Genomic DNA, 20,778 nt, shown 5'->3' with positions numbered 1-20,778 from the left:
GGCCGTGAAGCCTCAGGCTCCCTTGACGGCGTTGACGATCTTCTGCGCGGCGTCGTCGAGATTGTCGGCGGGCAGCACGTTGAGGCCGGAGTGCTTGATGATCTTCTTGCCGGCTTCGACATTGGTGCCTTCGAGGCGAACCACCAGCGGCACCGAGAGGCCGACTTCCTTGACGGCCGCAACCACGCCCTCGGCGATCACGTCGCACTTCATGATGCCGCCGAAGATATTGATCAGGATGCCCTTCACGTTGGGATCGGCGGTGATGATCTTGAACGCCGCCGTCACCTTCTCCTTGCTGGCGCCGCCGCCGACGTCGAGGAAGTTGGCGGGGGTCATGCCGTAGAGCTTGATGATGTCCATCGTCGCCATGGCGAGGCCGGCGCCGTTGACCATGCAGCCGATGGTACCGTCGAGCGTGACGTAGTTGAGGTCGTATTTCGACGCCTCGATTTCCTTGGCGTCTTCCTCGCTCTCGTCGCGCAGCGCCTGGACGTCGGCGTGGCGATACAGCGAGTTGCCGTCGAACGACATCTTGGCGTCGAGGCACTTGAGATCGCCCTGCTTGGTCAGCACCAGCGGGTTGATCTCGAGCATCTCCATGTCCTTGGCGAGGAACGCGGTGTAGAGCTTGGTCACCAGGCTTTCCGCCTGCTTGGCCTGCTCGCCCTTCAGCCCCAGCGCCTTGGCGACGGCGCGGCCGTGGTGGCCCATGATGCCGGTGGCCGGATCGACCGTGAACGAGACGATCTTCTCGGGGGTATCGTGGGCGACGTCCTCGATCGACATGCCGCCTTCGGTCGAGACCACGAAGGAGATCCGCGAGGTGGCGCGGTCGACCAGCAGCGACAGGTAGAACTCCTTGTCGATCTCGGAGCCTTCCTCGACGTACAGCCGGTTGACCTGCTTGCCGGCCGGGCCGGTCTGCACCGTCACCAGCGTCGCGTGCAGCATCTGCTCGGCGTATTGCTTGACCTCGTCGACCGACTTGGCGAGCCGCACGCCGCCCTTGTCGCCGGCGGAGGCTTCCTTGAACTTGCCCTTGCCGCGGCCGCCGGCGTGGATCTGGCTCTTCACCACCCAGACCGGACCGCCGAGCTGCTTGGCGGCGCCTTCCGCTTCGGACGCCTTGAAGATCGGATAGCCGTGCGACACCGGAACGCCGAATTCGCGCAGCACCGCTTTGGCCTGGTATTCGTGGATATTCATCTAATGCCCCTCGGCAGATCGTTTCCAGCCCGTTGAACCGGGGTGCGCGCCGCGCCTTGGCGGGCGGCGGCGCACCCCGGCCGTTTCAAACTCAGCGCCCGAGCAGATCGGGCGCGATCTTCTTGCAGGCGTCGACCAGGCCCTGCACGGCGCCGACCGATTTGTCGAACGCTTCGCGGTCCTTGCCGGCCATTTCGATCTCGACGATGCGCTCGACGCCCTTGGAGCCGATCACCACCGGAACGCCGACATACATGTCCTTGACGCCGTATTCGCCGTTCAGATAGGCGGCGACCGGCAGCACACGCTTCTTGTCGCGCAGATAGCTCTCGGCCATCGCGATCGCCGAGGCGGCCGGGGCGTAGAACGCCGAGCCGGTCTTCAGCAGGTTGACGATCTCGGCGCCGCCGTTGCGGGTGCGGTCGACGATTTCGTCGAGACGGGCCTGCGAGGTCCAGCCCATCTTCACCAGGTCCGGCAGCGGAATGCCCGCCACCGTCGAGTACTTCACCAGCGGCACCATGGTGTCGCCGTGGCCGCCGAGCACGAAGGCGGTGACGTCCTCGACCGAGACGTTGAATTCGTCGGCCAGGAAGTAACGGAAGCGCGCCGAGTCCAGCACGCCCGCCATGCCGACCACCTTCTTGGCCGGCATGCCGGAGGCCTTCTGCAGTGCCCAGACCATCGCGTCGAGCGGGTTGGTGATGCAGATGACGAACGCGTCGGGGGCGTATTTCTTGATGCCGGCGCCGACCTGCTCCATCACCTTGAGATTGATGCTGAGGAGGTCGTCGCGGCTCATGCCGGGCTTGCGCGGCACGCCGGCGGTGACGATCACGACGCTGGCGCCCTCGATCGCCTCGTAGGAATTGGCGCCGGTGAAATTCGCGTCGAAGCCGTCGACCGGCGAGGATTCCGCGATGTCGAGCGCCTTACCCTGCGGCACGCCCTCGGCGATATCGAACAGCACCACATCGCCGAGCTCTTTCAGCCCGATCATGTGAGCCAGCGTTCCGCCGATCTGGCCGGAGCCAATCAAAGCAATCTTGTCGCGCGCCATGGGAAAGGAGTCCTTTGAGCCCGAAGGTGGGGAGGGTGGGAAAATCCGTTTGGGTGGTTATCCCTTTCGCCGGAAGCGTTCAAGTCGGGCAGCGCCCAATTGTTGGCCAGCCGGAGTCGAAGGATTGTAATCGCGTTGTGGTGCGATGTGGGTATCGGATTGTGTGTAACGAAACCGCATCAAAACAAGGACCTAGGTTTCGACCAGGCCGGTCGTGGCGCCGGAGGCGAGCGAGTCGCTGCGGCCGTGCGGCAGCGCCAGGTACGATTCCGAGCCCATCTCGATCAGGCGCGACACCGTACGGTTGAATTCCATCGCCTCGTAGCCCTCGGAAGCGCGGTACAGGTCGGCCGGCTCGGCTGCGGCCGAGGCCATCAGCTTCACGGCATTGTCGTACAGCGTGTCGATCAGCGCGATGAAGCGCTTGGCGGCGTTGCGGTCGGCGTAATCCATCGCCGGCACGTGGTCGATCAGCAGCGTGTGGTATTCATGCGCAAGCCGCAGATAGTCGGACGCACCGAGCGGCTTCTGGCACAGGTCGGCGAAATCGAACCGCGCGACGTGATGGTCGGATTTCGGCACGTGCAGATGCCGGCCCTTGATCGAGATGTCGCGCGGCTTGCCCGCAGCGCCGCCGGTGATCCGGCTCCAGGCGCGATCCAGCGCGGCGGTCGCCTCCGCATCGTCCGGCGCCAGCCAGACCTTCATCCCGGCGAATTTCTCCAGCCGATAATCGGTGCGAGCGTCGAGCCGCAGCACCTCCATGTGCTGTTTGACCTGGCCGATGAACGGCACGAACAGCGCGCGGTTGAGGCCGCCTTTGTAGAGATTGTCGGGCGCGACGTTCGACGTCGCGACGACGACCGTGCCGAGTTCGAACAGCTTGCCGAACAGCCGCGACAGGATCATCGCGTCGGCGATGTCGGTCACGTGGAATTCATCGAAGCACAGCAGCCACGCTTCGTCGAAAATCGACGCCGCGGTCAGCCCGATCACGTCGCCGTCGGGGATTTCGCCGCGTTTGATGTTCTGCCGGAAGGCGTTGATGCGCTCGTGCGCCTCGGCCATGAATTCGTGGAAATGCGCGCGGCGCTTGTGCGCCACCGGGCTCGCATCGAAGAACAGATCCATCAGCATGGTCTTGCCGCGGCCGACCTCGCCATGGACGTAGAGCCCGCGCGGCGGCTTGTCGGGCTCGCCGCCGCCGAACAGTCGGCCGAGAAAGCCCTGCTTTTTCGGCGGCTTGTAGCCTGCCAGGGTGTCGTCGAGCGCGCCGAAGGCTTCGACCGCGCGCGCCTGGGCGGGGTCGGCTTCGATCGCACCGGAGGCGACCAGGGACTGATAATGCTGACGGAACGAGAGCGGCGGGGACATGGACGCCCTTACCGCCTCAGCCTGCGGCAAAATGCAAGCCGGGATTCCTGCTGGGGGCTATGCAGTTCGGACGGCTCGGGCCTCGGCGGCGGATCTGAGCTCGTACGGCGCCTCGACGACATACGGCCCGCCGCCGGTCGAGGCCCGCGACGAATACAGCACGAAGCGCTCGGCCTTGAACACCTTGGCCGGGAAATAGCCGCGCAGCGACAGATAATCCGCGACGTCCTGACAGGAGGCGTCGCGCAGCCAGGCCAGCGTGACATGCGGGGTGAATTTGCGACCTTCGGGATCGAGCCCGACCCGCTGCAGCAGCCGCTCCAGTTCGGCCTGCAATTCGATCAGCGGCTTCGACGGCACCACCGACGCCACCACCGCGCGTGGCTTGCGCCCGCCGAAGCTCGCCAGCCCCTGCAATTGCACTTCGAACGGTTTGCGGTTGACCCGAAACAGCGTCGAGGCGATCTCGTTGGCGGTGACGCCGTCGATGTCGCCGATGAAGCGCAGCGTGAGGTGATAGTTTTCCGGATCGACCCAGCGGGCGCCGGGAAGGCCGCCGCGGAGATGGGACAAGGTCTGGGTGACCTCGGCGGGAATCTCAAGTCCAGTGAATAAACGCGGCATCGGAACTCCCCATACTGAGGCCCGATTGCGGTCGCCGTCCCTGTCGTTCGGGACTTTGCACTCCGCAAAACGTCCGGCGAATCAACTCACCAATTCTGTATCGCGTTTATGTAACAGCGCTACCGCTACAACGCCCGGGTGACGAAAAAGTTGAGGGCAATCCGCCCCTTAGAAGAACGTTGCCGGAATTTTCAGCCGTTCTGCCCAGCGGCCGATCGGAGGAATGCCTCGATCGTGGGCAGGATGTTCGCGACCACGAGGTCGATGCCCGCGGCGGTCGGGTGGATGCCGTCCGGCTGATTGAGGCTCGCCACCGCCGCGACGCCGTCGAGGAAGAACGGGTACAGCGGCACGTCGTATTTTTTCGCCAGATCGGGATAGATCGCGTTGAACTGCCTGGCGTAGTCCGGTCCGTAATTCGGCGGCGCCAGCATCCCGCACAACAGCACCGCGATCTTCCGCGCTTTCAAACGCTTGACGATCTCCTCCAGCGCCTGTTGCGGGACCTTGGGATCGGTGCCGCGCAGCGCGTCATTGGCGCCGAGCTCGACGATCACCGCGTCCGTATCCGCCGGCACCGACCAATCCAGCCGCGCGAGCCCGCCGCTGGCGGTGTCGCCCGACACCCCGGCGTTGATCATCTCGGTCGCGATCCCCTTGGCCTGCAGTGCTTTCTGCAGCTTGGCCGGAAACGCCGCGTCGGCCGGTAATCCGTAACCGGCGGACAGCGAATCACCCAGCACCACCACTTTCAGGGGCTTCACGGCCGGCTGCGCGAAGGCGTGTGGCATCGGTATCACCGTCATCGCCAACACCGCGATAACCATCGCCCACGCAATCGTGCGCCCCGCCCTCTCGACCGCACCGAAACAATCGCCATATGCACCAGCCATGGACAGCTTCATCGAACCCTCGTCGCGGCCCGGCACCACGCCGGACACCATCTCCATTTCGAACGTCAATCTGTCGCTGGGCAGTGGCGCCGCGCGGGTGCACATCCTCAAGGATATCAGCCTCCGCGTCGCACCCGGCGAGGCGATCGGCCTGATCGGCCCGTCGGGATCCGGCAAATCCACCCTGCTGATGGTGATGGCCGGGCTGGAGCGGCCCGACAGCGGTGAGGTGGTGGTCAGCGGCACCGCTTTCAATGGCCTCAGCGAGGACGCATTGGCGCGCTTCCGCGGCCGCCAGGTCGGCATCGTCTTCCAGTCCTTTCATCTGATCCCGACCATGACCGCGCTGGAGAACGTCGCAGTGCCGCTCGAACTCGCCGGCGCCCCGGACGCGGCTGAGCGGGCGGCGCGCGAGCTGGATTCGGTGGGACTTGGCGAACGGCTGCATCATTATCCGACGCAGCTCTCCGGCGGCGAGCAGCAGCGCGTCGCCCTGGCGCGGGCGCTGGCGCCCGATCCGACCATCCTGGTGGCCGACGAGCCGACCGGCAATCTCGACGAGGCGACCGGCCGGCAGATCGTCGACCTCTTGTTCACCAAACACGCCGAACGCGGCATGACGCTGGTGCTGGTGACCCACGACACCTCGCTGGCGCAGCGCTGCGACCGCGTGGTCAGGCTGCGCTCCGGGGCGATCGACACAACAATGCCGGGCAATGCCCGGGCGCGATCGGCCTGACGCATGACGCTGGTCGCCGATCCGCTCGCCAAATCCGCGCCGCAGTCGCGCGGCTGGTCGCTGCCGTTGCGCTATGCGCTGCGCGAGATGCGCGGCGGTCTCAACGGGTTCTACGTCTTCATCGCCTGCATCGCGCTCGGCGTGATGGCGATCGCCGGCGTCGGCTCGGTCGCCGCCAGCCTCGGCGAAGGGCTGGCCCGCGAAGGCCGCACCCTGCTCGGCGGCGATGTCGCGTTCTCGCTGATCCAGCGCGAGGCGACGCCGCAAGAGCTCGGCTATCTGCGCGACCGCGCGCCGGTCTCGGTCGCGGCGTCGATGCGCGGCATGGCGCGCACCGCCGAAGGCGCCTCGGCGCTGGTCGAGATCAAGGCGGTCGACAGCCTCTATCCGATGCTCGGCGAGCTGAAACTCGATCCGCCGCTGCCGCTCGCCGACGTGCTGGCGGAGCGCGATGGCGCGTTCGGCGCCGCGGCCGACGCCGCGTTTCTCGCCCGGCTCGACCTCAAGATCGGGGACCGCGTCAGCGTCGGCAGCGCCGCGTTCCAGATCCGCAGCGTGGTCGCCTCCGAGCCGGACAAGCTCGCCGGCAATCCCGGCTTCGGGCCGCGCTTCCTGATCAGCGAGGATGCGCTGCGCGCCACGCAATTGCTCCAGCCCGGCAGCCTGGTGCGCTGGATCTATCGCGTCCGGCTGCCCGACAACCGCGCCGACGATAAAGCCGCGCAGGATTTCGCCGACGCCACCCGCGCGGCGCTGCCGCAGGCCGGCTGGGAAATCCGCAGCCGCGGCAACGCCTCGCCGCAGCTCGAGCGCACCATCACCCGCTTCACCCAGTTTCTGACGCTGGTCGGCCTCGCCGCGCTGCTGGTCGGCGGCGTCGGCGTCGCCAACGCGGTGAAGAGCCACATCGATCGCCGCCGCGACGTGATCGCGGCATTCAAGGCGCTCGGCGCTACCGGCCGCGACGTGTTCTCGATCTATCTGACCCAGGTGCTGGTACTGGCGACGATCGGCTCGCTGATCGGACTCGCGCTCGGCGCCGCGCTGCCGTTCGTCATTGTCGGCGCCTTCGGCAAGCTGCTGCCGCTGCCGGTGGTGGCGGCGCTGCATCCCGAAGAACTGGCGCTGGCGCTGGTCTACGGCCTGCTCACCGCGCTCGCCTTCGGGCTGTGGCCGCTGGCGCAGGTGCGCGACGTGCCTGTGGCGACGCTGTTCCGCGAAGCCGCCACCGCCGAGGCGCATCGACCAAAACTGCGGCACATCGTCTGGATCGGCGTGGTGATCGCGCTGCTGCTCGCGGTGGTGATCGGACTCGCTTACGACAAGCGCGTCGCGATCGCCTTCGTGGTCGCCGCAATCCTGATGTTCGCGCTGCTGCGCGGCGTCGCCGCGGGGTTGATGGCGATCGCGCGGCGGCTGCCGCGCTCGCGCATCACCATGCTGCGGCTGGCGATCGCCAACATCCATCGCCCCAGCGCGCTGACCCCCTCGGTTGTGCTGTCGCTCGGCCTCGGCCTCGCGGTGCTGGTCACGATCTCGCAGATCGACGGCAATCTGCGGCGGCAATTCCTCGCCGCGCTGCCCGAGAAGGCGCCGACCTTCTTCTTCATCGACATCCCGTCCAGCGAGACCGAGCAATTCGGCGCCTTCCTGAAGCAGGCTGCGCCGAACGCCACGCTCGAGGACGTGCCGATGCTGCGCGGCCGGATCGTCGCCGCGCGCGGCGTTCGCGCCGAGGATCTCAAGCCGGGGCAGGACGCCGAATGGGTGCTGCAGAGCGACCGCGGCCTCACTTATGCGGCCGAGATGCCGGCAGGCTCCAAGGTCATCGAAGGCCATTGGTGGCCCAAGGACTATGACGGCAAGCCGCTGGTCTCGTTCGAGAAAAAGCTCGCCGACGGGCTCGGCCTGAAGATCGGCGATAGCGTCACGGTGAACGTGCTCGGTCGCGAGATCTCCGCGACCATCAGCAATCTGCGCAGCGTCGACTGGCAGAGCCTCGGCATCAATTTCGTGCTGGTGTTCTCGCCCAACACGTTTCGCGGCGCGCCGCACACGCACATTGCGACACTGACCGAGACCGGCAGCACGGTGGCGAGCGACGCCGCCCTGATCAAGCAGGTGGCGGACAAATTCCCGATGGTGACCAGCGTCCGCGTCCGCGAGGCGCTGGAGACGGTCGGCGGCGTGGTGGCCAATCTGGCCTTGGCGGTGCGCGGCGCCAGTTCGGTGACGCTGATCTCGGCGATCCTGGTGCTCGGCGGCGCGCTCGCCGCCGGCCATCGCCACCGCGTCTATGACGCCGTGATCCTGAAGACGCTCGGGGCCACCCGCGGCCGGCTGATCGGGGCCTTTGCGCTCGAATACATGATGATCGGGCTCGCCACCGCGGTGTTCGGGGTGATCGCCGGCTCTGCCGCCGCGTGGCTGATCGTCACACGACTGATGTCGCTGAGCTTCACCTGGCAGGCCGGCTCCGCCGCCGGCGTGGTGGTGGCCGCCCTGGTTGTGACCGTCGGCCTCGGCCTGGTCGGGACCCTGCTGGCGTTGAACCAGAAACCGGCGTCCGTGCTGCGGAATCTGTAGCCCGCCGGTGGGCGGAACGCCCGCTTCCGGCGCGCGCTGAGGTCGCGCGGCACCACCGCTGCGGGAAACGGACGGCGATTCGACCATTGTCGAAACCGTCCGTTTAACCTGATGCTGCGGAGCGACATTCAGCCGCGCATAAACCCTTGCCCCGATTGTGTTAGTTTCCCACATACCAGATTGGGTCGGGCGGCGCGCGGATGACCGAAATTTAACGTCTACCGCGCATCACCGTCCGGGATAATTTCGCGCCGGCCTTCGCCACCCTTTGCGTCGGCCGGACCAACTCAGGATTTCGACCATGTCGGACTTGGACCGTAACTACGCCTCTCCCTTCGGCCGGGCCGCCGGACGCGTCGACAGCGCGGCCGTCGATGCTGGCCTGCGCTCCTATATGCTGCGCATCTACAACTACATGACGATCGGCCTGGCCATCACCGGCCTGGCGGCGCTCGGCGTCTATATGGGCGCCGTGACCCCGGATGCGGCCGGTGCGGCCGGCAAGATCGGCAACACCTACCTGACGACCTTCGGCGTGGCGATGTTCGCCAGCCCGCTGAAGTGGGTGTTCATCCTGGCGCCGCTCGCCATGGTGTTCGCGATCTCGTTCGGCATCAACCGGCTGAAGCCGGCGACCGCGCAATTGCTGTTCTGGGCCTTCGCGGCCTTGATGGGCATCTCGCTGTCGTCGATCTTCCTGGTGTATACGCACACCTCGATCGTGCGGGTGTTCTTCATCACCGCGGCGTCGTTCGGTGCGCTGAGCCTCTACGGCTACACCACCAAGCGTGACATGACCGGGATGGGCTCGTTCCTGATCATGGGCCTGTTCGGCGTCATCATCGCCAGCGTGGTCAACTTGTTCGTCGCCTCGTCGATGCTGCAGTTCATCGTCTCGGTGGTCGGCGTGCTGGTGTTCGCGGGCCTCACCGCCTACGACACCCAGCGGCTGAAGAACGACTACATGTACGGCTACGCCTCGGAAGGCGGCGACGTGGCGGAGCGCGCCGCGATCACCGGCGCCCTGTCGCTGTACCTGAACTTCATCAACCTGTTCACGCTGCTGCTGCAGTTGCTGGGACAGAAAGAGTAAGCCACCTCACCAGTGGTGAAGTCGAAAGCCCCGGCCTCGCGCCGGGGCTTTTTCGTTGCGCGGGTGAACGACGGGCTGACCAGGATGCGAAGGCAGATGCTCCAACACGGTCGTCATCGCCGGGCTTGACCCGGCGATCCATCCTACCGAGAGAACCAGTCATGCCGCCTTGCGAAGGGGATGGATACGCGGGTCAAGCCCGCGTATGACGCTGGGATTGGCGATCAGCCACGAGTTGAATTTCGCATGCCCGACCTCCTGATCCGCCCGGCCACCGCCGCCGACCTCCCCGCGATCACCGCGATCTACGCCGACGCCGTCCGCACCGGCACGGCGACCTTCGAACTGACACCGCCGGATCTCGCCGAAATGACGCGACGGTTCGAGACACTGACCGGCGGCGGGTTCCCGTATCTGGCAGGGCTGCTCGACGGCCGTCTCAGTGGCTATGCCTATGCGGGGCCGTACCGGCCGCGTCCGGCCTATCGCTTCACCGTGGAGAACTCGGTCTATCTCGATCCGCTCGCGCATCGCCGCGGCCTCGGGACCGCGCTGCTGCGCGAGCTGATCGCGCAATGCGAGGCGCGCGGCTTCCGGCAGATGATCGCGGTGATCGGCGATTCCGCCAATGCCGGGTCGATCGGCGTGCATCGCAAGACCGGCTTCGACCTGATCGGCACCCACCGCGCCGTCGGCTTCAAATTCGGCCGCTGGCTCGACACCGTGATGATGCAGCGTGCATTGGGCGAGGGTGGCGGGACGGTGCCGGAGCTCGAAGCGGGGCCGAGCAATGCGTGATGCCGTCACCCTCCGCGAAAGCGGAGGGCCCAGTATCCCAGGGCGCCGGTGATTGATCGCAGACGCTCTGGAATACTTGGTCGCCCGGTCGAGCCGGGCGATGACCTCCGTTTGCAGCGCGACGCTTCGCGCTTCACGCCGGCGGGTTTCTCACACCAGCGCCAGCTTCCTGTCGATCACCAGCAGCACGCGATCGAGGTCGTGGCCGCGGCGCAGGATCTGGCCGGAGGCCGCGATCACGCTGTAGGCGCCCTGCTTGCGCGCCAGCCGCGGGTCCTTGACGATGCGGTAGATCGGGACTTCCGAGGCGCGGCGGAACACCGAGAACACCGCCTGATCCTTGAGAAAATCGATCGCGTAATCGCGCCACTCGCCGTCGGCGACCATCCGGCCGTAGAGGTTGAGGATGCGGTTCAGCTCCAGGCGATTGAACGTCACCCGCCCCTGCAGCGGCGCGGCGCCCTGGCGCTCCGCTGCCCGGCTTTCGCTCGGGTCGGCCTCCCCTGAAATCAAGCTCATCGGCGCCTCCTGTCACTGACGTGACATGATTGCTCCCGGCGCGGCGCGCCGCAAGGGGACCTAAAGCAGCAAACCGCCGGCGGTCCGCTCAGTGATCGCGGAGAAACATTGCCTCACGCCTTCGTTAAACGAATCTTATTACTGCCCGATTTTCGCCCATCGAACGCCAGGCCGGCCTGCGAGAACATCGTCACTGCGTTGGCCCGGTCCTGTCGGTCTCGGATTCCTCAGCCCCCAGCCCCCCGAGGCGGTCGGGATCGGGTCCACGCAGCAGCCAAATCCCCAGCCTGGGCCAACGCGAGTTGGCCTTTTTGTTTTTTGGGGTGGCTTCTTCCGCCGGCCGCATGCTCCGAGCATAGCCGCCGCCGCGGCGCTCCCCGGCCCCAGAAGATCGATCGGAATTGCGCTCGCTCAGTGCAGCGACGTCATCGCCGCGCCGAGCATCGCGCCAGGTCTGTCGCGGTTGCCGTCCTGGACGTAGACCGCAGCGGCATCGATGCCGTCATGCGCGATGTTCTCCAGCGGAACCGACCAGTTGCCGGCCGCGCCGGTCCAGTCGCCGACCTTGAGCAGGTTGCGGACGACGTTGTGATAGACGATCTCGCGACCGCGATTCTCGCCGCGCGCAATCGCGATCGGCACCGCCTTCGACACCGAACAGATCCAGACCTCACCGCGCTGGGCGCCGCCGCCGGAAGGCGCCGCCGCGACCGAGACCTTGATCTCCTTGCCGTTGAGGGCCATCCGCACCGGCACCGTCATCGTGCCGGGCATCTGCTCCGTGCTCTTGATCGCATTCTCGATGCCGGCGCGGTTGCTGCCGACCAGATGCGTCTGGCCGTTGATGATGACCTGCGGCGTGTACACGTCGCGGTCACCGCGCATCTGCGAATAGGCTTTCTGGCGGGCACTGAAGCGTGAATCCGCCAGCGTGTCCTTCCAGCCGAGATAGTCCCAATAGTCGATCGGCATGCTCAGCGCGATCACCGACGGATCGCGGGCGAGGTCGCCGATGATCCGGTCGGCCGGCGGGCACGACGAGCAGCCCTGCGACGTGAACAGTTCGACCACCGCGCGCGGATCGGCGGCGCTGGGACGAACCATCGCGATCAGCGCGCACAGACCGAGGGCGCCGGACCATCGCGAAAAGCCATCTACACCGATCATCATCGCCTTTGCATGGGAGCGGGTGAGCGCCTTGAAAACGAAAAGGCGGCCCTTTGCATAGGCCGCCTTCCGTTCACCTGCCACTCACTTCGCAGTGAGGCTTTTGCGCCACGCTTGTGGCCCGCATGCGTCGCTTAGGCTGCGAGTTTCCTGAGAACGTAGTGAAGGATACCGCCGTTGCGGTAATATTCGAGCTCGTCCAGCGTATCGATGCGGCAGAGCAGCGGCACGCGGCGCATTTTTCCGCCCGCCGAAGTGATCTCGGCCTCGAGCATCTGCCGCGGCTTGAGATCGCCCTGCAGGCCCTTGATGGTGACGGTCTCGTCGCCCTTGATGCCGAGCGAGGCCCACGAGGTGCCGTCCTCGAAGGTCAGCGGCAGCACGCCCATGCCGACCAGGTTGGAGCGATGGATGCGCTCGAAGCTCTGGCAGATCACGGCGCGCACGCCGAGCAGCCGCGTGCCCTTCGCCGCCCAGTCGCGCGACGAGCCGTTGCCGTATTCGGCGCCGGCGAACACGACGAGCGGCACCTGCTCGGCCTGATACTTCATCGCGGCGTCGTAGATCGACATCTGTTCGCCGTCGGGCCAATGCTTGGTCAGGCCGCCTTCCGGGATGTTGCCGTCGGCGCCCTTCAGCATGAAGTTCTTGATGCGGATGTTGGCGAAGGTGCCGCGCATCATCACTTCGTGATTGCCGCGGCGGGTGCCGTACTGGTTGAAGTCGGCCGGACGGACCTGGTGCTCCGACAGATACTTGCCGGCCGGCGAGGTCAGCTTGATCGAACCCGCGGGCGAGATGTGGTCGGTGGTGATCTTGTCGCCGAACAGCGCGAGGATGCGGGCGTCGACCACGTCGACGATCGGCTCCGGCTGCATCTTCATGCCTTCGAAGTAAGGCGGATTCTGCACATAGGTGGAGCTCATGTTCCACTTGTAGGTCTCGGAGTCGACGGTCTTGATCTTGCGCCAGTTGGTGTCGCCCTTGAACACGTCGGCGTACTTCTTCTTGAAGATCGTCGAGGTGACGTACTTCTTGACGAAGGCGTTGATCTCCTTGGTGGTCGGCCAGATGTCCTTCAAATAGACGGGCTTGCCGTCACGGCCGGTGCCGATCGGGTCGACCGAGAGATTCTTGGTCACGGTGCCGGCCAGCGCGTAGGCGACCACCAGCGGCGGCGAGGCCAGATAGTTCGCCTGCACGTCCGGCGAGACGCGGCCTTCGAAATTGCGGTTGCCCGACAGCACCGCCGCGGCGACGATGCCGTTGTCGTTGATCGACTTCGAGATCTCCTCCGGCAGCGGACCCGAATTGCCGATGCAGGTGGTGCAGCCGAAGCCGACCAGGTTGAAGCCGACCTTGTCGAGGTCCTTCTGCAGACCGGAATTGGCCAGATACTCGGCGACGACCTGCGAACCGGGCGCCAGCGAGGTCTTGACCCACGGCGCCGCCTTGAGGCCCTTGGCGGCGGCGTTGCGCGCCAACAGGCCGGCGCCGATCAGCACGCTCGGGTTCGAGGTGTTGGTGCAGGAGGTGATGGCGGCGATCACCACGTCGCCATGGCCGAGGTCGAAATTGCGGCCGTCGACCGAATAGCGCACGCCGTCCAGCGCCTTCTTGTACTCGGTCTCCATCGCGGCGGTGAAGCCTTCCGCCACCGCGGGCAGCGCGACGCGGCCCTCGGGACGCTTCGGCCCGGCCAGCGACGGCACCACGTCGGCGAGGTCGAGTTTCAGCGTCACGGTGAACACCGGGTCCGGCGACTTGGCGGTGCGGAACAGCCCCTGCGCCTTGGCGTACTTCTCGACCAGGGCGACACGCGCCGAGGCGCGGCCGGAGGTCTTGAGATAGCCGAGGGTTTCGGCGTCGACCGGGAAGAAGCCGCAGGTCGCGCCGTATTCCGGCGCCATGTTGGCGATGGTCGATTTGTCGGCGACCGACAGATGGTCGAGGCCGGGGCCGAAGAACTCGACGAACTTGCCGACCACGCCCTGCTTGCGCAGCATCTGCGTCACGGTCAGCACCAGATCGGTGGCGGTGACGCCCTCTTTCAGCGCGCCGCTCAGCTTGAAGCCGACCACTTCGGGCAACAGCATCGACAGCGGCTGGCCGAGCATCGCGGCTTCCGCCTCGATGCCGCCGACGCCCCAGCCGAGCACGGCGAGGCCGTTGACCATAGTGGTGTGCGAATCGGTGCCGACCAGCGAATCCGGATAGGCGACTTCGAACGTGCCGGTCTTGCGGCCGATCGTCATCTTCTGCTTCTTGGTCCAGACCGTCTGCGCCAGATATTCGAGATTGACCTGGTGGCAGATGCCGGTGCCGGGCGGCACTACCGAGAAGTTCGAGAACGCCTTCTGGCCCCACTTCAGGAACTCGTAGCGCTCCTGATTCTGCTTGTACTCCTCGGTGACGTTCTTGCCGAACGCCTTGTTGTCACCGAAGAAGTTGACGATCACCGAGTGGTCGATGACGAGATCGACAGGCACCAGCGGGTTGATCTTCTCGGGCGAGCCGCCGAGCGCCTGCATGGCGTTGCGCATCGCCGCCAGATCGACCACCGCGGGCACGCCGGTGAAATCCTGCATCAGCACGCGCGCCGGGCGGAACGCGATCTCGTGTTCCAGCGCCTTCTTGCGCATCCACTTCGCGACCGCCTGGATGTCCGCTTTCTTGACCGTGCGGTCGTCCTCGTTGCGCAGCAGATTTTCCAGCAGCACCTTCATCGAATAAGGCAGCCGGGAGATGCCTTTCAGGCCGTTCTTCTCGGCGGTGGGCAGGCTGTAATAGACGTAAGACTTGCTGCCGACCTTGAGGATCTTCCGGCATTTGAAGCTGTCGAGCGAGGTCATGAAAGGCGGGTCCCAGATTTTCGTTTTTCGATGGGCGGGCGAGCGTTCATGCGGGCACCCGGAGAAGCGAGCCGAACGGCTTGCAGGCGCCGATGGTGTACTGCATCAAGTTCCGGCTTATAGAACCTTTCCAGATGCGCCGCCAGTTCGACAACGACTAGCGCCCGCATCGATTGTGAGCAAGACGGTCCCGATTCCGGGGACGGAACAGGCGACGTGGAATGCGGCTTTCGGGACGCGGGCTGAGATGCATACGAGGCGGCCGCGAGGTGTTCGACGGACTCGATTTCGAGGCCGCGGGCGGCGAGGCGCTGGCGCTGGTCGGCCATAACGGCGCCGGCAAGACCTCGCTGCTGCGGCTGATCGCCGGCCTGCTGATGCCGGCGGCTGGTATCATCACGTTCGATGGCGGCGAGCCGGACACCCCGGTGGCGGAACAAGCGCACTATCTCGGCCATCGCGACGCGCTGAAGCCCTCGCTCAGCGTCGTCGAAAATCTCGCCTTCTGGCGCGATTTTCTCGGCGGCGAACCGGCCGATCTGATGGCCGGGATCACCGCCGTGGGCTTGTCGCACGCCGCGGAACTACCGGCCGCGTATCTTTCCGCGGGCCAGCGGCGGCGGCTGTCGATCGCGCGGCTCTTGGTGGTGCGCCGGCCGATCTGGCTGCTCGACGAGCCGACCTCCGCGCTCGACGTCAAAGGTCAGGCGATGTTCGTGAACCTGATGAGCGACCACCTCGCCCGCGGCGGCCTGATCGTCGCCGCCACCCACAGCCCGCTCGGCATCACCACGCGCGAGATGCGGATCGGAGCGGCAGCGTGAGCGGGGTGCGGGTCATGAACGGATTGCGTTTCGCGGCGGCGCGATCGCCGGCGTCGTGCTCGGGGACCCCCACCCCCGACTCCGGACCGAGCCATGGGCAGGCTCCCTCCCAGAGGGCAGGGCAATCACATATAGAATTTCGACGGCACGGGGGCTCTCTTCACCCTCCCCTGGAGGGGGAGGGTCGGCACCCAGGCCGCGAAGCGGCGTGGGTGACGGGGTGGGGTGAGCAGCGGGCACGGCGGATGAACTCTTCGCCACCCCACCCCGCTCGCTGCGCGAGCGACCCTCCCCCTCCAGGGGAGGGTATTCCTCGTGGCAGCCGCAAACCCTCAGATGCGATCGCCGCGCGCAGCGCAGGAGGCCCGCGATGACCGCGCTCGGCGCGATCATTCGCCGCGATGTGAAAATCGCGATGCGGGTCGGCGGCGGGGCGCTGATCGGGGTGCTGTTCTTCCTCACCGTGGTGGTGCTGATGCCGTTCGCGGTCGGCCCCGACCTCAAGCTGCTGCAGCGATTGGGCCCCGCGATCCTGTGGCTCGGCGCGCTGCTGGCGAGCCTGTTGACGCTCGACCGGCTGTTCACCGCCGACGCTGAGGACGGCTCGCTCGATCTGATCGTGATGAGCCGCACGCCGCTGGAACTGACCTGCGCCGCCAAGGCCCTGGCGCATTGGCTCGCCGCCGGCCTGCCGCTGATCGTCGCGACCCCGGTGCTCGGCCTGCTGCTCAACCTCGACGGCACCGCCTCGCTGGCGGTGATGGCGACGCTGCTGGCCGGCACGCCGGCGCTGACCTTCACGGGCATGATCGGCGCCGCGCTGGCGGTGGCGCTACGCCGCGGCGGCCTGCTGATGGCGGTGCTGGTGCTGCCGCTGTCGATCCCGGTGCTGATTTTCGGCGTCGCCGCCTCGCAGGCCGCGATCACAGGGCCGGTGCCGTTCGGCACCCCGTTCTCGATCCTGTGCGCGCTGTCGCTGGCGAGCCTGGTGGTCGGCCCATTCGCCGCCGCGGCGAGCCTGCGCCACGGGCTGGATTGAACGCTGACCGGCCGTGCGGGGCTGCCGTCATGGCGACGCCCGCAGCAGCCTCACCCCAGCTTGCGGGCTTCTTCCGGCAGCATGATCGGAATGCCGTCGCGGATCGGATAGGCGAGCTTGGCGCCGCGCGAGATCAGCTCCTGACGGGCGGCGTCGAATTCCAGCGGGCCCTTGGTGATCGGGCACACCAGGATTTCCAGCAGCTTGCGATCGACGGTGGTCTCGGGGCGCTCGGGGGATGTCGTCATGGTCCACGATCTGGAATGAGGATTGCGGGATTGAAGCGGCAAGTCGGCCCCGGCGTCAACGCGGCGGCGCAAATCGCGCCGGCGCTCACTGCAGCGGAGGATCGCCGCTGGTGCGCTTCTTGGCGAGGTCCATCTCGGTGACCGCGATCAGGATCTCGGCGCGGGTCTTGAGGTCGGGCGCTTCCAGCATCGCCTGCTTCTCCGGCGCGCCATAGGGCGACATCATCGCCAGTGCGTTGACCAGCGCCTCGTTCGGCGCGCTTTCGACGCCGTCCCAGTCGACCTTGAGATTGTTGGCCTTGAGGAAGTCGGTCAGCACCGTGAGCAGCGACTCGCGATCGACCTCGTCCTCGCCCTTGCGGGCGGTGAAATCGTCGACGTAAGGGAAGTAATCCACCTTGCACTGCCGGTAAGGCGTCTTCACCGACAGCTCCTCGACCACCTTGAAGCGCGACACGCCGGTGAGTTCGAGGATGTAGCGGCCGTCGCCGGATTCGGCGAGCTGAGTGATGCGGCCGACGCAGCCGACCTGGAACAGTTTCGGCGCCTCGTCCTTTTCCGAATGCGTCGCGTCGGGCTGGATCATCCCGATCAGCCGGTGGCCGTCGCGCAGTGAATCGTCGACCATCGCCAGATAGCGCGGCTCGAAGATGTTGAGCGGCATCTGGCCGCGCGGCAGCAGCAGCGCGCCCGGCAGCGGAAACACCGGAATCACCTCGGGAAGGTCGGCGGGACCGCGATAGTCGGCATTGATCGGCATCGGCGAATCCCGCAGTTCGAGAGCAACTTCAGGAGAACAGGATGGTCGAGAGCCGCTTGCGCCCCTCGACCGTGGCGTCGTCGACCGGACCCCAGGCCTCGAACAACTGCACCAACTGCTTGCGGGCGCCGTCCTCGTTCCATTTGCGGTCGCGCCTGACGATCTCCAGCAGATGCGTGGTGGCCCCGTCGCGCCGGCCGGCCGCGTTGAGCGCTGTGGCGAGATCGAACCGGGCCTGATGGTCGAGCGGGTCGGCCGCGACCTTCTGCTCGAGTTCCGCGATCGGCCCGACCTGCTCGGCCTGTTCGGCGAGATCGATCATCGCCTGCACCGCCTTGACGGCGGCGTCCTCGCGCTTGGCTTCGGGCACCTGCGCCAGCGTCTGCTTGGCCTCGTCGACCGCACCGGACACCATATAGCAGCGCGATAGCCCGGCGAGCGCCGCGACATTGGTGGCGTCGGCGGTCAGCACTTCGGCGTAGATCGCGGCGGCCGTCTGCACATCGCCCTCGGCCAGTACGGCTTCGGCTTCCTGCAGCAATTCGGCGGCGGTCGGTGCGCCGCCCGGGACGCCGGAGGCGAGCTTGTCGATAAATGCCGTCACCTGGCTTTCCGGAACCGCCCCCATGAAGCCGTCGGCCGGCTTGCCGTCGACGAAGGCGATCACCGCGGGAATCGACTGGATCCCCATCTGGCCCGGGATCTGCGGATGCTCGTCGATGTTCATCTTGACCAGCTTGACCTTGCCGCCGGCGGCGCGGACCGCCTTTTCCAGCATCGGGGTGAGCTGGCGGCACGGGCCGCACCACGGCGCCCAGAAGTCGATCAGCACCGGCTGGCGCTTGGACTCCTCGATCACGTCCTGAACGAAGGTCTGCGTCGTGGTGTCCTTGATCAGATCGGGCGCAGCCTGGGGGGCCGCACCGCTGCCCTGCTCGATGATTGTCACGTGATCCTCGCCTGATGTCCGGAAGAGCGCCGTTCTAGCGCAGGATGACGTATCTTCGGATCGTCATCCTGCTCTGGATTCTGATTGAGCATGATCCCGAAAACCGGCACCCGCTTTTCGGGATCATGCTCTAGCATGCCCTGTAAATGGCGCGCGACGTTTCGTTTTCAACCGGAACCCGGCGCGAGCGGGTGTCCCGTCTCGGGACTTTGTGATCTCGGCGGACGGATTCGAAGCTCCGGGACCGCCGCAGCCGGGCATCGCCACGCCGAGGGGAAGGCGTCTGGCCGTCCCCCTGCAAAAGGGGCGCATCGAAGACGCCATGGGCTGTTGCATTCGCGTGCGGCATTTGGCATAGGACTGCGCACGGCTGCGGCGCAAGCTTCGGCGTTTCTCGGATGCGGGTGTAGCTCAGGGGTAGAGCACAACCTTGCCAAGGTTGGGGTCGAGGGTTCGAATCCCTTCGCCCGCTCCAGAAACTCAACGGACCGATGTGTCCGGCCTCCCGATAACGGCGACGACCCGACACGCGTGACGAGCAGACGGGTGACCGTCAGACACGGGTGACAATCTCGTGCCGAGCGGGATCGTCGATTGTTTGCAGGGTTCTCTGCCCAGGCCGATCCGCCCGAATCATGCTGCGTGAGGCTGACGAGCCATTGCGGCCGCCACTTCCTCAAGTCCGAGTTCCTGACCGGCGTGCACGGTCGGGGCGTCGACCTTCTATCTTGGGCAGAAACGCGACGCACGAACCAGCCGCTGCGCAAACAAAAAGCCCGCGGCGAGCGCGGGCTTTTGAACTTGATCGAGGCTTGTCACCACCCGCGCCCCCTCCGGCCGAAGGGGGCGCGTGACGGTTGATCGTCAGGCGCGTTTCGGAACGCCGAGGCCGTTATGCACCCATTCGCTCCAGGATCGCGACAGCGTCTCGCTGATGGTCTTGCCGTCGGTGAGCAGCATCTCGCGGGCATTGCGGGCCGCGGATCTCAGGTCGCCCCACATCTCCTTGAGATTCTCCAGCATCGAATTGGCGCCGCCGACCACCCGCTGGGTCTTGAGCTTGGCGAGTTCGATCAGCGATTCCTGGATCTTGGCGATCGAGCGCGCGATCCGGCCGATCTCGTCGGAGCGGCTGAGGGCGTGGATGCGGATGTTGGTCTCGCCGCTGGCGAGCTTCTCGACGTCCTTCTCGAGTTCACCGAGCGGAGCGAGCAGGCCGCGCGAGATCCGGGTGCCGATCAGGCCGACCACGGCGAAGACAACGATCCCGGCGAGCAGCAGCATCGTGTTCGCGGCGCTCATGGCGTAATTCGCGGCCGGCGCGGTGACGGTCTCGGCCGCCTGGACCAGGAGGCCCTGGCCCTCATAGGAGGCCGGCATCACCACGGCTCCGGCATCCTGCTGCATCACCAGCATGCCGACGATACTGCCATCCGCCGCCCGGACCGGCGACAGCGTCGCCCCTCCATGTCCGATCAGACGGTCCAGCGAGGCCACGCTGGCGTGCTGCTTGGCCTGGTCGGTGGTGACCTTGTGCAGCACCAGCTGGCTGACGCCGCCGATGGCGAGCGCCACCACGAAGGTAATTCCCAGCACCAGAATCGAGATCTTTTGCGCGAGGCTCCGATTTGAAAGGTCGAATTGCATCGTATTTCTCCAGCTTTCTTCAATTAGGGGCGGCTTGCCCCCTAAGGTGAACAGCGTGATCAACGCTTTACTTATCAAGGTTAACGAAACCTCTAGATTTCGGCGAAATCGGTCAGTCCGGTCACGCCAAAACGCCTCACGCTGGAACGGTGAACGAGCGCTGGTAACCAGGCACTCGTTCTTCAGAATCGCGAATCACCTGTGAGTCAAAAACAAGTCTAACTCTTTGTTTAAACTTGATAGTTGCTCAGCCTAGATGGACTCGTCGATTCAGTTTTGCGCTGATTCGCACAACTGTAAATATACGTAGCCGATAACCATATCGATTGATTCAGAACAAAGACGTAAGCGCGCTTCAGTCTTTGCCAACTAACTGCCGGGCGATACCTTCGCCCGC

General features: G+C 66.0%; 18 protein-coding genes and 1 tRNA gene. 7 read left to right on the top strand and 12 right to left on the bottom strand.

The annotated features are described in order from the left end of the window. Positions 1–12: 12 nt before the first annotated feature. The 5 genes from sucC to SR870_RS18955 all read right to left on the bottom strand — a co-directional run bounded on the left by sucC (position 13) and on the right by SR870_RS18955 (position 5,058). Positions 13–1,209 carry an ADP-forming succinate--CoA ligase subunit beta gene (sucC, locus tag SR870_RS18975; protein WP_322515071.1) on the bottom strand — a complete coding sequence of 399 codons (1,197 nt, stop codon included), beginning with the start codon at positions 1,207–1,209 and terminating at the stop codon, positions 13–15. 91 nt (positions 1,210–1,300) lie between these two features. Further along, on the bottom strand, positions 1,301–2,269 hold the full coding sequence (gene mdh / locus SR870_RS18970) for a malate dehydrogenase (RefSeq protein ID WP_322515070.1): 969 nt from the start codon (positions 2,267–2,269) through the stop codon (positions 1,301–1,303). Between the two features lie 192 nt (positions 2,270–2,461). Next, positions 2,462–3,643: a cell division protein ZapE gene (gene zapE, locus SR870_RS18965; RefSeq protein ID WP_322515069.1), complete on the bottom strand. Its 1,182-nt coding sequence runs from the start codon at positions 3,641–3,643 to the stop codon at positions 2,462–2,464. Positions 3,644–3,700: 57 nt separating this feature from the next. After that, positions 3,701–4,267, bottom strand: coding sequence for an RNA 2',3'-cyclic phosphodiesterase (gene thpR, locus SR870_RS18960; RefSeq protein ID WP_322515068.1), 567 nt, complete (start codon positions 4,265–4,267; stop codon positions 3,701–3,703). Positions 4,268–4,458: 191 nt separating this feature from the next. Further along, complete coding sequence (locus SR870_RS18955; protein WP_416221099.1) at positions 4,459–5,058, bottom strand: arylesterase; 600 nt, start codon at positions 5,056–5,058, stop codon at positions 4,459–4,461. Positions 5,059–5,158: 100 nt separating this feature from the next. Between SR870_RS18955 and SR870_RS18950 the strand changes: the two genes are divergently transcribed. The 4 genes from SR870_RS18950 (at position 5,159) to SR870_RS18935 (ending at position 10,376) form a co-directional block, all read left to right on the top strand. Continuing rightward, positions 5,159–5,899: an ABC transporter ATP-binding protein gene (locus tag SR870_RS18950; RefSeq protein WP_322515066.1), complete on the top strand. Its 741-nt coding sequence runs from the start codon at positions 5,159–5,161 to the stop codon at positions 5,897–5,899. Between the two features lie 3 nt (positions 5,900–5,902). Beyond that, positions 5,903–8,485 (top strand): ABC transporter permease, encoded by a 2,583-nt coding sequence (locus SR870_RS18945; RefSeq protein WP_322515065.1) that lies wholly within the window; start codon positions 5,903–5,905, stop codon positions 8,483–8,485. Between the two features lie 301 nt (positions 8,486–8,786). After that, positions 8,787–9,578 carry a Bax inhibitor-1/YccA family protein gene (locus SR870_RS18940; protein ID WP_011439188.1) on the top strand — a complete coding sequence of 264 codons (792 nt, stop codon included), beginning with the start codon at positions 8,787–8,789 and terminating at the stop codon, positions 9,576–9,578. Between the two features lie 246 nt (positions 9,579–9,824). After that, positions 9,825–10,376: an N-acetyltransferase family protein gene (locus tag SR870_RS18935; RefSeq protein WP_322515064.1), complete on the top strand. Its 552-nt coding sequence runs from the start codon at positions 9,825–9,827 to the stop codon at positions 10,374–10,376. A 150-nt stretch (positions 10,377–10,526) separates the two neighbouring features. Here the strand turns inward: SR870_RS18935 and SR870_RS18930 are convergent, their stop codons facing one another. The 3 genes from SR870_RS18930 to acnA all read right to left on the bottom strand — a co-directional run bounded on the left by SR870_RS18930 (position 10,527) and on the right by acnA (position 14,914). After that, a complete protein-coding gene (locus SR870_RS18930) occupies positions 10,527–10,895 on the bottom strand; it encodes a DUF2794 domain-containing protein (protein ID WP_322515063.1) in 369 nt (122 codons plus the stop codon). 411 nt (positions 10,896–11,306) lie between these two features. Further along, on the bottom strand, positions 11,307–12,062 hold the full coding sequence (locus tag SR870_RS18925; protein WP_322518311.1) for a DUF1223 domain-containing protein: 756 nt from the start codon (positions 12,060–12,062) through the stop codon (positions 11,307–11,309). A 134-nt stretch (positions 12,063–12,196) separates the two neighbouring features. Next, on the bottom strand, positions 12,197–14,914 hold the full coding sequence (acnA, locus tag SR870_RS18920; protein WP_322515062.1) for an aconitate hydratase AcnA: 2,718 nt from the start codon (positions 14,912–14,914) through the stop codon (positions 12,197–12,199). A 221-nt stretch (positions 14,915–15,135) separates the two neighbouring features. On the opposite strand from acnA, the gene ccmA reads away from it, so the two are divergent. Further along, positions 15,136–15,738, top strand: coding sequence for a heme ABC exporter ATP-binding protein CcmA (gene ccmA / locus SR870_RS18915; RefSeq protein WP_322515061.1), 603 nt, complete (start codon positions 15,136–15,138; stop codon positions 15,736–15,738). Between the two features lie 370 nt (positions 15,739–16,108). Next, entirely contained in the window at positions 16,109–16,777 is a 669-nt protein-coding gene (gene ccmB / locus SR870_RS18910; protein ID WP_322515060.1) for a heme exporter protein CcmB, read from the top strand. 50 nt (positions 16,778–16,827) lie between these two features. Here the strand turns inward: ccmB and SR870_RS18905 are convergent, their stop codons facing one another. From SR870_RS18905 to trxA, 3 genes are all read right to left on the bottom strand, one after another. After that, positions 16,828–17,025, bottom strand: a complete 198-nt coding sequence (locus tag SR870_RS18905) for a Trm112 family protein (RefSeq protein ID WP_322515059.1) — start codon at positions 17,023–17,025, stop codon at positions 16,828–16,830. A gap of 85 nt (positions 17,026–17,110) precedes the next feature. Beyond that, a complete protein-coding gene (locus SR870_RS18900) occupies positions 17,111–17,785 on the bottom strand; it encodes an LON peptidase substrate-binding domain-containing protein (RefSeq protein ID WP_322515058.1) in 675 nt (224 codons plus the stop codon). 28 nt (positions 17,786–17,813) lie between these two features. After that, positions 17,814–18,734 carry a thioredoxin gene (gene trxA, locus SR870_RS18895; protein WP_322515057.1) on the bottom strand — a complete coding sequence of 307 codons (921 nt, stop codon included), beginning with the start codon at positions 18,732–18,734 and terminating at the stop codon, positions 17,814–17,816. 400 nt (positions 18,735–19,134) lie between these two features. On the opposite strand from trxA, the gene SR870_RS18890 reads away from it, so the two are divergent. Next, positions 19,135–19,209: transfer RNA gene (locus SR870_RS18890), tRNA-Gly, on the top strand. A 389-nt stretch (positions 19,210–19,598) separates the two neighbouring features. On the opposite strand, the gene SR870_RS18885 is transcribed toward SR870_RS18890, so the two are convergent. Next, positions 19,599–20,381, bottom strand: a complete 783-nt coding sequence (locus SR870_RS18885; protein WP_322515056.1) for a HAMP domain-containing protein — start codon at positions 20,379–20,381, stop codon at positions 19,599–19,601. Between the last annotated feature and the right edge of the window lie 397 nt (positions 20,382–20,778).

Origin of the sequence: Rhodopseudomonas palustris (assembly GCF_034479375.1) — a bacterium.
GTDB lineage: Bacteria > Pseudomonadota > Alphaproteobacteria > Rhizobiales > Xanthobacteraceae > Rhodopseudomonas > Rhodopseudomonas palustris_M.
The sequence above is the reverse complement of the archived record's forward strand: the minus strand, read 5'-3'. Positions and strand labels throughout refer to the sequence as shown.